This window comes from Streptomyces sp. NPDC046909 (assembly GCF_040644695.1).
Lineage (GTDB): Bacteria > Actinomycetota > Actinomycetes > Streptomycetales > Streptomycetaceae > Streptomyces.
The window spans coordinates 76,286-90,624 of the sequence record NZ_JBEYXC010000008.1 but is presented as its reverse complement, the minus strand read 5'-3'; the positions used below and the strand labels follow the sequence as shown (position 1 = coordinate 90,624).

The following is a 14,339-nucleotide window of genomic DNA, read 5'->3' as shown; positions in this document are numbered from 1 at the left end:
AGCAGCCTTCTTCGGGACCTTGATGACGTGTGCCCCGGCCACCGTGCTGGGGCACACGCGAGGAGACGTGTGATGAACAAGCTTGCCTTCCGCATGCCGCGATCGGGCCGCCGTAGTGCACACGGCGGACCAGCCTGGATACGTCGGATCGCCTCAGCGACCGCCCTGGCCTTGGTGCCCGGTCTCCTCACCCCGGTCGCCTTCGCGGCGGACAGCGATCCACTCGGCGAGCCCCGCCTGAAGTCTCCGCGCCCGGCCAAGGTCTCGCCCTGGACGGTGAAGACGAACAGGAAGAACGCCGCGATCGTGGCCCGGTCCGCCGCTGCTGATCTCGCGGCGGTGAAACGGGCTCGAGAAGCCCAGCAGCGTGAGGTGGTCTGGCCCGCTGGCGGAGAGGCGACGCTGGCCCTGTCGGCAGCTAAGGCAGCCAAGGCCAGACCGGGGGACCTGCCTCTCACGCTCTTGTCGCTTCCGCCCGACAAGGGCAAGAAACGCTCGGACACCACAGGCAAGGTCACAGTGAGGGTGCTTGACCAGAGCACCACTCGCAAGCTCGGTATCAGGGGTGTGGCTCTGACCGTCACGGGTCCCAAGAGCGGAGCAAAGGCCCGCCTGGGCATCGACTACTCCGCCTTCTCCTCTGCCTACGGAGCCGACTGGGCAGGCCGTCTGCAACTACTGCAGTTCCCCGCATGCTTGCTCGACGACGCCGACGAGGGCGAGTGCCGGACCCCCAAGACACTCCGGTCTGCCAACGACCGCAGTGCTGCGACGCTTTCGTCGACACTGACATTCGCCGCCTCCTCCACCGCTGCACCGCAGCCTATGGTGCTCGCCCTGGCCGCGGGTACGCAGTCCGGCGGCGGCGACTTCAAGGCCACCCCGCTGTCCGCCTCCTCCACATGGGAGGCCGGAGGCTCTTCAGGCAGCTTCACCTGGTCGTACCCGGTCCGGGTACCGCCGGCCGCAGCCGGTCCCACGCCGGACCTGTCCATCTCGTACGACTCCGGCAGCATCGACGGACGCACCGCCACGACGAACAACCAGGGCAGCCAGATCGGCGAGGGCTTCGACCTGACGTCGTCCTACGTCGAGCGCAAGTACGGCTCCTGCGATGACGACGGCCAGGACGACAAGTTCGACCTGTGCTGGAAGTACGAGAACGCCTCGCTGGTGCTGAACGGCAAGGCGACCGAGCTGGTCAAGGACGACACCAGCGGGAAGTGGCGGCTGAAGAACGACGACGCCTCCACGGTCACGCACTCCACCGGGGCCGACAACGGTGACGACGGCGACGACAACATCGACGGCAAGGGCGAGTACTGGACCGTCACAACCGGCGACGGCACGAAGTATGTCTTCGGACTGAACAAACTCGAGGGGGCAGCCGCCGGCGACCGCACCAACTCGGTATGGACCGCACCGGTCTTCGGTGACGACACCGGTGAGCCCGGCTACGGCAGCGGCTCCTCCTTCTCCGCCCGCGACAAGAAGCAGGCCTGGCGGTGGAATCTCGACTACGTCGAGGACACCCACGGCAACGCCATGTCGTACTGGTACACGGCCGAACTCAACAACTACGACAAGCTCGGGGACGACACCACAGGCAGCGAGTACGTCCGAGGCGGCTACCTGAAGGAGATCCGCTACGGCCAGCGCAAGGGCACCCTCTTCTCGGGCTCCCCGGCTGCGTCCGACAAGGTCGTCCTCTCCTACTCGGAGCGCTGCACGGCGTCCGGCACGGGCTGCGACTCGCTGACCGAGGACACCCGAGACAACTGGCCGGATGTGCCGTTCGACGCGGTGTGCAAGGACGGAGACAAATGCACCGGCAACGTCGGCCCGTCGTTCTTCACCCGCAAGCGCCTGACCACCATCACCACCTACGCGTGGAATGCCGCAGCCACTACTCCGGCATTTGAGCCGGTGGATGCCTACAGTCTCAAGCAGCAGTACCTCGACCCGGGCGACACCGGGGACTCAGCGGACCAGTCACTGTGGCTGGACGAGATCAAGCACACCGGCAAGCGCGGCACCGACCTCGCCCTGGACCCGGTGAAGTTCACGCACGTGTTCCTGCCCAACCGGGTCGACGGCGCGGCAGACGACATCCTTTCGCTGGACCGGCCACGGCTGCGGACCGTCACGTCTGAGACCGGGGCGCAAACGATCGTCTCCTACCAAGAAGCGGACTGCGTGGCCGGGCAGACCATGCCCAAGGTCGATGAGAACACCAAGCGCTGTTACCCCGTCTACTGGTCGCCCAACGGCGAGGAAACCCCGATCCTCGACTGGTTCCAAAAGTATCCAGTCGGCTCGGTGTCCACCACCGACGCCCGTGGCGGCTCAGAGGCCGTCCAGCACACTTACCAGTATTCCGGCGGCGGTGCCTGGCACTACAACGACGATCCGATGACCCCCGCCAAGGAACGCACCTGGTCCATCTGGCGAGGTTTCGGCAAGGTCACCCATCTCACCGGTGACAGCGACAGCACCCAGCTCAAGACCGTGACCGTCTACCTACGCGGCATGAACGGTGACCGTGTCCTGGGCGCCGACGGGAAGGCCCCCGCTGCTGACGCTCGCAGGACCGCGGAGGTCACGGGCATCAAGGCCGCCAAGATCGCGGACCCCGACCAGTACGCCGGTTTCGCCCGTGAAACGGTCACCTATAACGGCGCGACCGAGGTCACCGGCACGATCAACGATCCGTGGTCACGCAAGACGGCAACCCAGCACAAGTCGTACGCCGACACCGAGGCGTACTACGTCCGCACCGGGGCTACCCATACGCGCACGAACATCACCAGCGGTGTCGCCCCCCGCGACCGTGTCCGTACCATCGCCACCACGTACGACTCCTACGGCATGGCCTACACAGTCGAGGACCGTGGTGATGACGCCGTCGACGGCGACGAGAAGTGCACCCGTAACGACTACGCCCGCAACGACACCGTCGGCATCAACTCGCTGATCTCCCGTGTGCGGGTCGTCGCCAGAACCTGCGCCACCGCCAACGCAGACCTGGATCTGCCGTCCGATTCCACTCGCTCCGGCGATGTCATCTCGGACACGGCAACCGCCTACGACTCCAAGACCTACACAAGCACACAGACCCCGACCAAGGGGGAGGCCCAGTGGACGGGCCGGGCCAAGAGCTACGGTGCCGACTTCGTACCCAGCTGGCAGAAGATCGCCACGACCGACTACGACACGCTCGGCCGAGCTACGGCGGTCAAGGACACCAACGACCTGACGGTCGCCGCCACCACGTACGTGCCGACAGAGACCGGACCGCTCACCTCGACCAAGGTCAGCAACGCCAAAACGTACGCCACCACCACCATGGTGGACTTCGCCACCGGTGCAGCGCTCAAGACCACCGACCCCAACAGCAAGATCACCGAGAGCGAGTACGACAGCCTCGGCCGACTGACCAAGGTGTGGTTGCCGAATCGGTCCAAGGCGCTGGGCAAGACACCGAACCACGTCTATGCCTACAACGTCGTCAGCTCGGCCATGTCCTGGGTCTCCACGAGTACCCTCAAGGGCGACGGTTCCGGCTACACCACCAGTTACGAGTTCTACGACTCGCTGCTGCGCGTTCGCCAGGCACAAACCCCGACGCCCATCGGCGGGCGACTGGTGTCCCTGACCATGTACGACGACCGCGGGCTCGCCGTCAGCGCCCAGGGAGACATCTGGGACAACACCTCGGAACCCTCCGGCAGCCCGGTGCAGACCGAAGGCGCCCAGGCCCGGATCCAGACCGACACCACATATGATGGTGCAGGCCGTGCCACCAAGGTGGTGACGAAGACCAACGGCGTCACGCGCTGGAGCACCGACACCACCTACACCGGAGACATCACATCGACCAGCGCGCCGAACGGCGGCCAGGCAACCGCCACCGTCACCAACGCCCTTGGGCAGGTGACCGAACGCCGTGAGTACGCAAACCCGAAGCCGACCGGGACCGACTACACCACGACCGGCTTCACCTACACGCCGGCGGGTGCGCAGGAGACCATCACCGGCCCCGACAAGGCCAAATGGTCTTACGCCTATGACCTGTTCGGACGCCAGGTAACCGCAACCGATCCGGACAAGGGCAGCGCTGCCACCGAGTACAACAGCCTCGACCAGATCATCAGCACCACCCCGAACAAGGACGTCACACAGAAACTCCTGTATGCATACGACGACCTCGGCCGTAAAACCGATATGTGGCAGGTCGACAAGTCGGACGGCAACAAGCTCGCCGCCTGGACCTTTGACAAGCTCGCCAAGGGGCAGCAGGACACCGCGGTCCGCTACGACGGCGGGGCGACCACCACGGGCAAGGCCTACACGCAGGAAATCACGGCCTACGACAACCTCTACCAGGTCACGGGCAGCCAGCTGACCCTGCCCGACAGCGACTCGCTTCGCGAGGCGGGCGTACCTAAGACGCTCACCTTCACCACCGGCTACCGCCTGGACGGCACCATCAGCCAGGCCTCCCAGCCCGCCGTCGCCGGCCTCGCCTCCGAGACCGTCTCCTACACCTACAACGCCACCGGCCAGCAGCTCACCTCCAAGGGCACCACCGGCTACCTCCAGGGAGCTTCGTTCTCGCCGGAGGGCGACCTCACCCAGCTCCAGCTGGGCGTTCAGGGCGGCGACTCGGCAAAGAAGGCCTATCTCAACTGGGAGTACGAACCCGGTACCCGCCGACTGACCCACTCCTTCGTCACCGACGACGTACACAGCTACATGCCGCAGGAGCTGAAGTTCACCCAAGACGACGCCGGCAACGTCAAGTCGATCTTCGACGGCTCAACACAGGGCGGCACCGCGAAGGCCGACTACCAGTGCTTCACCTACGACGGCTACAGCCGCCTGACCGAGTCCTGGACCCCCAAGACAGCCGACTGCGCAACGACCGGCCGCACCACCGCCAACCTCGACGGCGCCGCGCCCTACTGGACCACGTACACGTACACAGGCGGGGGCCAGCGCAAGACGGAGACCAAGCACGCGGCTTCGACCGACAGCACGACCACGTACACGTACGACGACACCACCGCCGACACCAAGCCGCACACCCTGGACAAGACCACTGGCGCAGTCGCCGGCAGCTACACCTACGACGCAGCCGGCAACACCGTCACGCGCCCCGGCCCGACAGCCAAGCAGACACTGGCCTGGAACACCGAAGGCAAGCTGGCCAAGACCACCGAGAGCACAAAGGAAACCAGCTACCTCTACGACGCCGGCGGCGAACTCCTCATCCGCCGCGCATCCGGAGACGGCGACACGGTCCTCTACCTCGGCGGCACAGAGGTCCGCCTGACGGTCAAGGGCACGACGAAGACCCTGTCGGGCACGCGGTACTACTCGGCGAGCGGCCAGACCATCGCCGTACGCACCGCGGTCTCCGGCACCTCAGGCACCAAGCTCAGCTTCCTGGCCGCCGACCACCACGGCACGTCCAGCATCGCCCTGGACTCCAGCACGTACGCGGTCACCAAGCGCTACACAACGCCCTTCGGCGCCTCACGCGGCACCAAGGCCACCAACTGGCCCGACGACAAGTCCTTCCTCGGCAAGCCTGCCGATGCCTCAACGGGCCTGACCCATATCGGTGCCCGCGAATACGACCCGGCCATCGGCCAGTTCATCAGCGTCGACCCGTTGCTCGTCCCGGACGCGCCACAGTCCCTCAATGGCTACTCCTACGCGGACAACACTCCGGTCACGAGCTCTGATCCGACGGGTCTGTGCAATGACCCGGACTGCCCCACTCGACCGTCGCCTGGGCACGAGAACACTACTCCGGGGCACACGCCGGGTAAGGCGAAGAAGTCAGCCAACGAGCAGTACGAAGAACAAGGGCTGAGCTACAACAGCGGTACGTCTCAGACAGACAGTTCTGGGGAAACGAATAGTACGACTGATTCGGGTACTGGAGTCGTGGCAGGGCCCAGCGACACCGAGCAGAACGCTGGTGGGGGGATGACTGGCCCGGAAAGCGGGGGATCTAATTTCTTCGCAAACACAATTCTGGGCATCATCTCAAACGCTCCGTACCTGGCAGAGTATTTCGCTTGGCCGGTAGATAGTGATTGCCGAAATGGCGGTGCAGGCACTTCCGGGTGTGACTACGGAGAGAAGTTCGATGCATGGGCTGCAGAGCATGGATTCCAGCCGGAAGGGGATGCTTACCAGGTCCCCAGCCTACTGGCTGCTATCTTTGCCCACAGGCCGTCCAATACTCGGACAAGGCCCATCGGATTCCCCTCCTGGAAGAAGGTTAGTATTGACATGGTCCACATTCTTGACCGGCATACAGCGGGAGGTAAGACCTATCAGCAGAGTGTTCGGCAAGTGGAGCAGAACGGCGGCGTTAAGTATAAGGACAAGTTTGCCGACAATATGACTCCCGAGAAGATTGAGAGCGCAGTTAGGCAGGCTTATCGGAACGCCGGAACCCCCGTGAAGGTGCAGGGTGAGCGCTACAAGATGAGAGGCATGAGTGGTGGCATGACTATTGAATTTTGGTTCAATAAGGAAACTGGGATGGTTGAAACGGCCTATCCGATCGGAGGTAAGTAGTGTTCCGTACCATCGTAGAGATTGATTCGCTGGAGCGGGCACAATCCGGTGCCATTTGGGGGAATGTGTGGCATGAAGTGGAGAATCGAGGATTCCCTCACCCGGGGTGGAATGACATGGCTGTCCCCTACTTGGTGGCACTGGCGCACGAAGTGGCTGGCGCCCTTTCTGGCAGGAAGGGGGAAGTGATGTTCTTTGATGGCCCTTTCTCGATCGAAATGCTTCCGGCTGGGCGGCATGTGAAATTGGTCCCTCGGGGTGCTCCTGGGTTTCCGGTTTGTCAGGTGGACGGCGAGGAATTGTCTTCTGGAGTGGCTGGTGTGTGTCGACTAGTACTTGAAGCATGCAGGGAGAGGGGGTGGTCTGACGATAGCGATGTTCGCCAACTGGAGGCGGCTATCCGGCGACTCTTGTAAATGCTGCTCAGAGGCACCGCATTTGTGCGGCTGGTGCTGTGCTGGATTCACTTGATCCGAAACGGAGGGGCTAGTGTCTCGTGATCTTGCGTGTCTCGTTGGTGACACCGCCGGCCGGCACCGGGCTTTCGCACTGGTCGACGCGCGAACTGGCGAAGTACCTGAAGCGGACCGAGGACGTCACCGTGTCCTGACACTACATCGCGCGGATCTGGCACGAGGAGCAGCTCAAACCGCATCGCAGCGGCACCTTCAAGATTTCCAAGGACTCCGCGGCCGCAGAGAAAGTCGCCGACGCGGTCGGGCTCTACCTCGCTCCGCCCGGTGGGGCGGTCGTGCTCTCGATGACGAGAAGACGCAGTGAGGGGGCCTTGGGGCAAGCCGCGCACACTTCCTGTGGCCAGAAGCGAGCCATCAGGAGAGTGACAAACGCTGCAGTGCGGCCGAAAGTTCGGCAATCCCGCGTTGGAGGTACCAGGCTTTCGCCCGCCGCGTCCTTTGGAACGCTCCGTCGCAATTGCGGGAACGTACCCGAGCAGCTGGGGGACGATGGTGTTCTCCACGTCCGAGCCGCCGCCGGAGCCGCAGGTGCGGAAGTGGGATTCCATCTCGTCGAAGTAGGCGATGACGGGTGTGCTCTCGGATGCCTTCCCACGTGCACGTCTGGAAGGTGAGGCGGATCGTCGAGGCCGACCCGGCACGGAGGGTGACAGATGCTTGCTGCAGTTCACCCCCTCCGGCACGAACCTGCGGGACGTGGAGAGGGCTTGAAGTCCACATCTACCTGGGGTGATGCCCGGCAGAGCCATGTTGGTCCTGCCCGGGCCGATACGCAGCATGCTGCCATTGGAAGTGCCATCGGAAGGCCGTTTGGCCCGTCTGGCCTGCGAAAACGCGGAGTGTAGCGGTGCGCCCCCGGCAGGACTCGAACCTGCGGCCAAGCGCTTAGAAGGCGCCTGCTCTATCCACTGAGCTACGGGGGCCGGGTGTGGTGGCCTCGTACCTGGTGCCCGGGTGTGGGCTGATCCGTGACGTTGCCGGGGACAAGGATAGGGCTCTTGGATCCTTGTCCCTGTTGCTTCGCCTCCGTGGCTCAATGTGGAGGTTCGGTGAAGCGGTCCTGATAATCGCAGGCAGGTACGAATCGTGCATCGCTTTTGGCGTCTCACGCCCCGGGTGTTGTGCACTCGTTATGCCTGGACTGTGCCGTTGCCCCAGTCGTCCCTTCCATCCCTTGTGTTCCGTCGGCGCGCAGACGTGCTTATATGCTTCAGAAATCCCCTAAAATTGGGCATTCTTCGCATGTGGTGACCTTGGACGTACGGCCTCAGCTGCTCGACGCACTCTCCGCCCTGCGCGACCGTGTCGCCGCCGCACGCTTCCCGCTGCCCCTTGCCGGGGCTCCACGCGCGCGTGCCAACCGCGACGAACTGCTCGCCCAACTCGACGACTACTTGGTGCCCCGGTTGAGGGAACCCGAAGCGCCCCTCCTGGCCGTTGTGGGCGGCTCCACCGGCGCCGGGAAGTCGACCCTCGTCAACTCCCTTGTGGGGAGGAGGGTCAGCGAGGCCGGTGTGCTGCGGCCGACCACGCGGACCCCCGTTCTCGTGTGCCACCCGGAGGACCATCACTGGTTCAGCGGGATGCGCGTCCTGCCCGACCTCACGCGCGTGTGGGTTCCGCACCAGGAGCCGGGCGACGACATGCTGCTGCCCGGCGAGGACCCCGCGCGCGTGCTGCGCGTCGAGACCGCCGACACCCTCCCGCCCGGCCTCGCCCTCCTCGACGCACCCGACATCGACTCCCTCGTCGCCGACAACCGCACCCTGGCCGCCGAACTCATCTGCGCCGCCGACATCTGGGTCATGGTCACCACCGCCGCGCGGTACGCCGACGCCGTGCCCTGGCACCTCCTGCGCACCGCCAAGGAGTACGACGCCACCCTCGTGACCGTCCTCGACCGGGTGCCGCACCAGGTCGTCTCCGAGGTCTCCCGCCAGTACGGGGCGCTGCTCACCAAGGCCGGACTCGGCGACGTACCGCGATTCACCGTGCCCGAACTCCCCGAGTCGGCGTGGGGCGGCGGACTGCTCCCCGCCACCGCCGTCGCGCCGCTCAGGACCTGGCTCGTCCACCAGGCGCAGGACCCGGCCGCCCGGCAGCACACCCTGGGCCGTACCGCGCACGGCGTCCTGAACTCGCTCAAGACCCGGATGCCCGAACTGGCCAGCGCCGCCGCCGCCCAGTACGCGGCCGCGCTGCGGCTCACCGCCGCCGTCGAAGGGGCGTACGACAGCGAGCACGCGCGCGTACGGGGACGGCTCCAGGCCGGTGCCGTGCTCGCCGGGGACGCCCTCAAGCGGTGGCGGGCGTTCCCGCTCGACTGCTCCGCCGCGGAACTCCTCGACGCGCTCGTGGAGAGCCTCGCCGCGCTCCTGCTGTGTGCCGTCGGCGCCGCCGACGAGCGCGTCGACGAGGCCTGGCGGCGCGAACCGGCCGCCGGTGCCCCCGAACTGGCCGGCCCCGACCCGACGCTGGAGAGCGCGGAACACCGGATCGGGATGGCCGTACGACGGTGGCGGCGCGAGCTGGAGGAGTACGCCGAGGAAGAGGTGCGCGACCTCGACCGCGGGGTCGCGCCCGATCCCGAGGTGATCGCCGCGCTCGTCGCCACCGCCCTGCTCGGCGGCCGCAGGGCGCGCTCCGCGGGCGAGGGGCTCGCCGAGCGGATCGGGGCGCACGGCGCGCTCAGGCTGCGCGACCGGGGCGGACGGCTGCTCACCGAGCACCTGGACCGGGTCGTGCACACCGAACGGGAGCGCCGGCTCGCCCCGCTCGACGCCCTCGGCGTACACCCGGAGCCGCAGGCCGAACTCATCGCCGCGCTGTCCGTACTGCAGAAGGAGAGGTGACCGGTGACCGCCGTCACTGACGAGGACCAGACCGATCACGCCGAGGACATCGTCTGCGAGGACGAAGACCAGGACGAGGACCAGCACGGCATGCCGGACGAGGACGAGGGCGTGGAAGCCGGGGACGCCAGGGGGTCCGCGGACGGCGAGGCCGAGGAGCGGGGGGACGGGCACGCGCGCGTGGAGGACTTCGACGCCTCAGGGCGCGCGGAGGACCGTACCGACTCCTCGGGCTCCTGGGACGACGGGCTGATCGCGCGGCGGGTCAGCGAGACCGCCGTGGCGGAGCCCGTCGCCGTCGTGGAGACGCGGGGCGCCGCCGCGCAGATCGCGGCCCCTCTGGCGTACGACGGACCGCTCAGGTCCCGGCTCGACGCGCTGCGCGAGCTCGTGGGGCTGTCGCGGACGCGGCTCGACAGCCGGACCCTCGCCGAGGCGGGGCGGGTGCTCGACGAGGCCGCCGCGCGGCGCAGGCTGTCGGGGCAGCACACCGTCGTCGCCATCGCGGGGGCCACGGGGAGCGGGAAGTCGCAGCTGTTCAACGCGCTGGCCGGGGTGACCATCTCGGAGACGGGCGTACGGCGTCCCACCACCGCCGCGCCCATCGCGTGCAGTTGGAGCGACGGGGCGGCGAATCTCATCGAGCGGCTCGGGATTCCGCCCCGGCTGCGGCGGCGGCCCTTGCAGAGCGCCGAGTCGGAGGCGTTGCTGCGGGGGCTTGTGCTGGTGGATCTGCCGGATCATGATTCGGCGGCCGTGCAGCATCGGGAGCAGGTGGATCGTGTTCTCGATCTCGTGGACGCGGTGATCTGGGTCGTCGACCCGGAGAAGTACGCCGATGCCGTGCTGCACGAGCGGTATCTGCGGCCCATGGCCGGGCACGCGGAGGTCATGTTCGTCGTCCTCAACCAGATCGACCGGCTGCCCGGCGAGGCCACCGAGCAGGTCCTCGACGATCTGCGGCGGCTGCTCGACGAGGACGGGATCGCGCTCGGCGAGTACGGCGAACCGGGCGCGACCGTGCTCGCGCTGTCCGCGCTCACGGGCGATGGTCTCGGTGAACTGCGTGAAGCGCTCGGGCAGTTCGTGACCGAGCGCGGGGCGCCCGCGCGGCGGATCTCGGCCGATGTGGACGCCGCCGCGTGGCGGCTGCGGCCCGTGTACGCGACCGGGCGGCGGACCGGGCTGAGCGAGGAGGCGCGGGACGAGTTCGCCGTACGGCTCGCCGACGCGGTCGGGGCGACGGCGGCGGGCGAGGCGGCCGAGCGGGCGTGGCTGCGCAACGCCAACCGCGCGTGCGGGACGCCGTGGCTGCGGCTGTGGCGCTGGTACCAGGACCGGCTCGAACCGCCCACCGGACGGCTCCCGTTGCGCTCCCAGGCCGACGAGGAGGCCACCGCGCGGCAGCGCGTCGAGCAGGCGGTGCGGACGGTGGCGGAACGGGCCTCGACCGGACTCCCGGCGCCGTGGGCCCTGGCGGTGCGGGAGGCGGCCGCGCGCGGCTCGCAGGGGCTGCCCGAGGCGCTGGACGACCTCGCCGCGCGCGCGGGACTGCCGCCGGGGCGCCCGCCGCGGCCGGGGTGGTGGCCGGCGGCCGTGCTCGCGCAGGCGTCCATGACGCTGCTTCAAGTCGTGGGCGGGCTGTGGCTGGTGGGGCAGATCGTCGGGTTCATGGCGCCGAACCTCGGGGTGCCGGTGCTGCTGATGGTGGCCGGGATCATCGGCGGACCGCTCGTCGAGTGGAGCTGTCGGATCGCGGCACGCGGGCCCGCCCGGCGGTACGGCATGGAGGCGGAACGGCGGCTCCGTGAGGCGGCGGCCGGGTGCGGGCGGGCCCGGGTGCTGGATCCGGTGGCGGCGGAGCTGCTGCGGTACCGGGAGGTTCGGGAGCAGTACGGGAGGGTGTTGGGGGTGGAGGCCGGGGTGCGGTGACCGGGGGGTGGGGAGTGGGGTGCGGTGACCTGCCCTTTTGGTGGGGCTCCGGGGCTTCTCGGGGTGGGCGTCGCTCGTTCGGGTGACGGAGTTTTCCACAGGCACATCCCTGGTCCACAGCGCTCGGCGGGCTCGGGCCGGCGGCGGCAGTCTGGCTTCGCGGCGATCGCGCAGGACGCGGTCGGCGGAGCAGACGCAGCCGTACGGGACGGGCCCGTCGGCGTACGCGGGAGGGGTTCGAGATGAACGAGACGATCATCGGCGTGGTCGGGAACGTGGCGACACAGCCGGTGTGCCGGGAGACGCAGAACGGTCCGTCGGTGCGGTTCCGGCTGGCGGTGACCTCGCGTTATCTGGATCGGGAGAAGAGCGAGTGGCGGGACGGGCACACCAACTTCTTCACGGTGTGGGCCAGTCGGCAGCTCGCCGCCAACGCGGGGGACTCGCTGTCGGTGGGTGAACCCGTCATCGTCCAGGGCCGGTTGAAGGTCCGCACGGAGGTGCGCGAGGGGCAGACCTGGACCTCGGCGGACATCGACGCGGTGGCGATCGGCCACGACATGGCGCGGGGGGTGTCGTTGTTCCGGCGCGGGCGGAAACCGGAGGCGGTCGGAGCGGCGACGCAGCACGAACCGTCGCCGCACGGATCTTCGCAGACCGAGCCGAACTGGGAGACGCCCGTCGGCGAGGCGGCGGAGCAACAGGACCGGGAGCCCGTCGCGGTGACGTGACGGCAGCTGACCTCACGGCGGCCGACCGAAGTGCGGCTTATCGGCGAATGCGCGCCGAACGACCCCGGTGGATTTGTCGATAAGCCCTGGTCGTAAGCGATCTTGGCGATAACGATTCCGAGTCGGATCGGCCGCCCGACCGCATCACCGGGAACCGTGGTGCGAGCACATACCTAGGATGCCGGGCATAGCTCTCGGGGCTGCTGATTCTGCTGGTGGGACCGTTCCCCCACATCAACGGGTCCTGCGCGAAGGGGAATTCTGTGTTTTCTGCGTTGTTGTCCGCGTGCGGGCGAGGGACGGTCCGCGGTGCCGCCGCGACGCTGGTCACCGGGATCGTCGCGGCCGGTGTGCTGACGGCGGCCGGTACCGGGACGGCTGCCGCCGCCGCTGACGGCACGGCGCAGAGCCAGGGCGGGGCGACCGCCACCATAGGCGGGCTGAAGACCTACGGCACGGCCGTCATACACGACGACTCCGGGGACCTGGAGGTCTCGGCGGGCCTGTTCGAGATGTCCGTCGACGGCGGCGGCACCCTCCAGACGTACTGCGTCGACCTCCACAACCCCACACAGCGGGACGCCAAGTACCACGAGACACCGTGGAGCGGCACCTCGCTGGGCGCCAACAAGAACGCCGGCAAGATCCGCTGGATCCTCCAGAACTCCTACCCGCAGGTGAACGACCTCGCGACGCTCGCCGCCGAGGCCGGCGTCAAGGGCGGGCTCACCGAGGAGGACGCGGCGGCCGGCACGCAGGTGGCCATCTGGCGCTACTCGGACGACGCGGCCGTCGACGCCCTCGACCCGCAGGCCGAGAAGCTCGCCGACTACCTCCAGCGCAGCGCCCGCGAGCTGGCGGAACCCGCGGCCTCGCTCACCCTCGACGGCGCCGCGGTCTCCGGGCGCCCCGGCGGACTGCTCGGGCCCGTGACGGTGCGCACCAACGCGGACGCCGTGACGGTGACCCCGCCGGCGGACGCCGTCACCAGCGGGGTGCGGATCGTGGGCAAGGACGGCAAGGTCCTCACCGCCGCGCACAACGGCAGCGAGCTCTTCTTCGACGTGCCCGCGAAGGCGGCGGCCGGCTCGGCCGAGCTGACCGTGCAGGCCTCCACGACCGTGCCGGTGGGCCGCGCGTTCACCTCCGAGAGCCGGAGCCAGACCCAGATCCTGGCCGGCTCCAGCGAGTCGACGGTCTCGGCGACGGCGAGCGCGACCTGGGCCGACCAGGGCGCGATACCCGCGCTGTCCGCGGCGAAGAACTGCGCCGAGAACGGCGTCGACATCACCGCGGCCAACGAGGGCGACGCGCCCTTCACCTTCGAGCTGATGGGCATCGAGCACAGCATCCCGGCGGGCGAGTCGCGCACGGTCACGATCCCGCTCCAGGAGGACCAGGCGTACGACTTCACGATCACCGGCCCTGGCGGCCTCGCGAAGCGCTTCACCGGCGTCCTCGACTGCCAGACCCAGGGCGCGGAGACCGGCGACGCCACCCAGACCCTGAGCGAACCCAGCCCGGCCACGGTCGGCGGCGCCACGGCGGGCACCAACCTGGCCGAGACGGGCGGCTCCGGCGCGACGCCGACGGTCGTCGGCGTCGGGATCGGGTTCGTGGTGATCGGCGCGACGGCACTGCTGCTGGTGCGCAAGAAGAAGACACCCGCACAGGGCTGAGCGGCACGGCCGTACGACCCTGTGTGACGGGGTCGTCACCGGGTGGAGTGGCCGGGCGAGGGGCCTGACGGT

At 68.0% G+C, this 14,339-nt stretch carries 5 protein-coding genes, 1 tRNA gene and 1 pseudogene; 6 read left to right on the top strand and 1 reads right to left on the bottom strand.

Going from position 1 to position 14,339, the window contains the following annotated elements; translation table 11 throughout:
• The first annotated feature begins 93 nt into the window (after positions 1 to 93).
• The gene (locus tag ABZ928_RS26245) at positions 94 to 6,597 is read left to right on the top strand and encodes an RHS repeat-associated core domain-containing protein (RefSeq protein ID WP_361524656.1); all 6,504 of its coding nucleotides are present in this window, start codon (positions 94 to 96) and stop codon (positions 6,595 to 6,597) included.
• Between the two features lie 643 nt (positions 6,598 to 7,240).
• A pseudogene (locus ABZ928_RS26240) lies at positions 7,241 to 7,360 on the top strand (IS630 family transposase); the annotation flags it as partial.
• Positions 7,361 to 7,923: 563 nt separating this feature from the next.
• Here the strand turns inward: ABZ928_RS26240 and ABZ928_RS26235 are convergent.
• Positions 7,924 to 7,996 (bottom strand) — tRNA-Arg (locus ABZ928_RS26235).
• Positions 7,997 to 8,317: 321 nt separating this feature from the next.
• Here ABZ928_RS26235 and ABZ928_RS26230 point away from each other — a divergent pair.
• From ABZ928_RS26230 to ABZ928_RS26215, 4 genes are all read left to right on the top strand, one after another.
• Entirely contained in the window at positions 8,318 to 9,925 is a 1,608-nt protein-coding gene (locus ABZ928_RS26230) for a dynamin family protein (protein ID WP_361523608.1), read from the top strand.
• A 3-nt stretch (positions 9,926 to 9,928) separates the two neighbouring features.
• Entirely contained in the window at positions 9,929 to 11,857 is a 1,929-nt protein-coding gene (locus ABZ928_RS26225) for a YfjP family GTPase (RefSeq protein ID WP_361523605.1), read from the top strand.
• Between the two features lie 242 nt (positions 11,858 to 12,099).
• Positions 12,100 to 12,588: a single-stranded DNA-binding protein gene (locus tag ABZ928_RS26220; protein WP_361523603.1), complete on the top strand. Its 489-nt coding sequence runs from the start codon at positions 12,100 to 12,102 to the stop codon at positions 12,586 to 12,588.
• A gap of 263 nt (positions 12,589 to 12,851) precedes the next feature.
• Positions 12,852 to 14,267: a Cys-Gln thioester bond-forming surface protein gene (locus tag ABZ928_RS26215; protein ID WP_361523601.1), complete on the top strand. Its 1,416-nt coding sequence runs from the start codon at positions 12,852 to 12,854 to the stop codon at positions 14,265 to 14,267.
• The last annotated feature ends 72 nt before the right edge of the window (positions 14,268 to 14,339 follow it).

Excerpts from the sequence above, each read along its gene's own strand:
- ABZ928_RS26245 (WP_361524656.1), top strand. The coding sequence starts at position 94 with ATGCCGCGATCGGGCCGCCGTAGTGCACACGGCGGACCAGCCTGGATA.
- ABZ928_RS26220 (WP_361523603.1), top strand. The coding sequence starts at position 12,100 with ATGAACGAGACGATCATCGGCGTGGTCGGGAACGTGGCGACACAGCCG.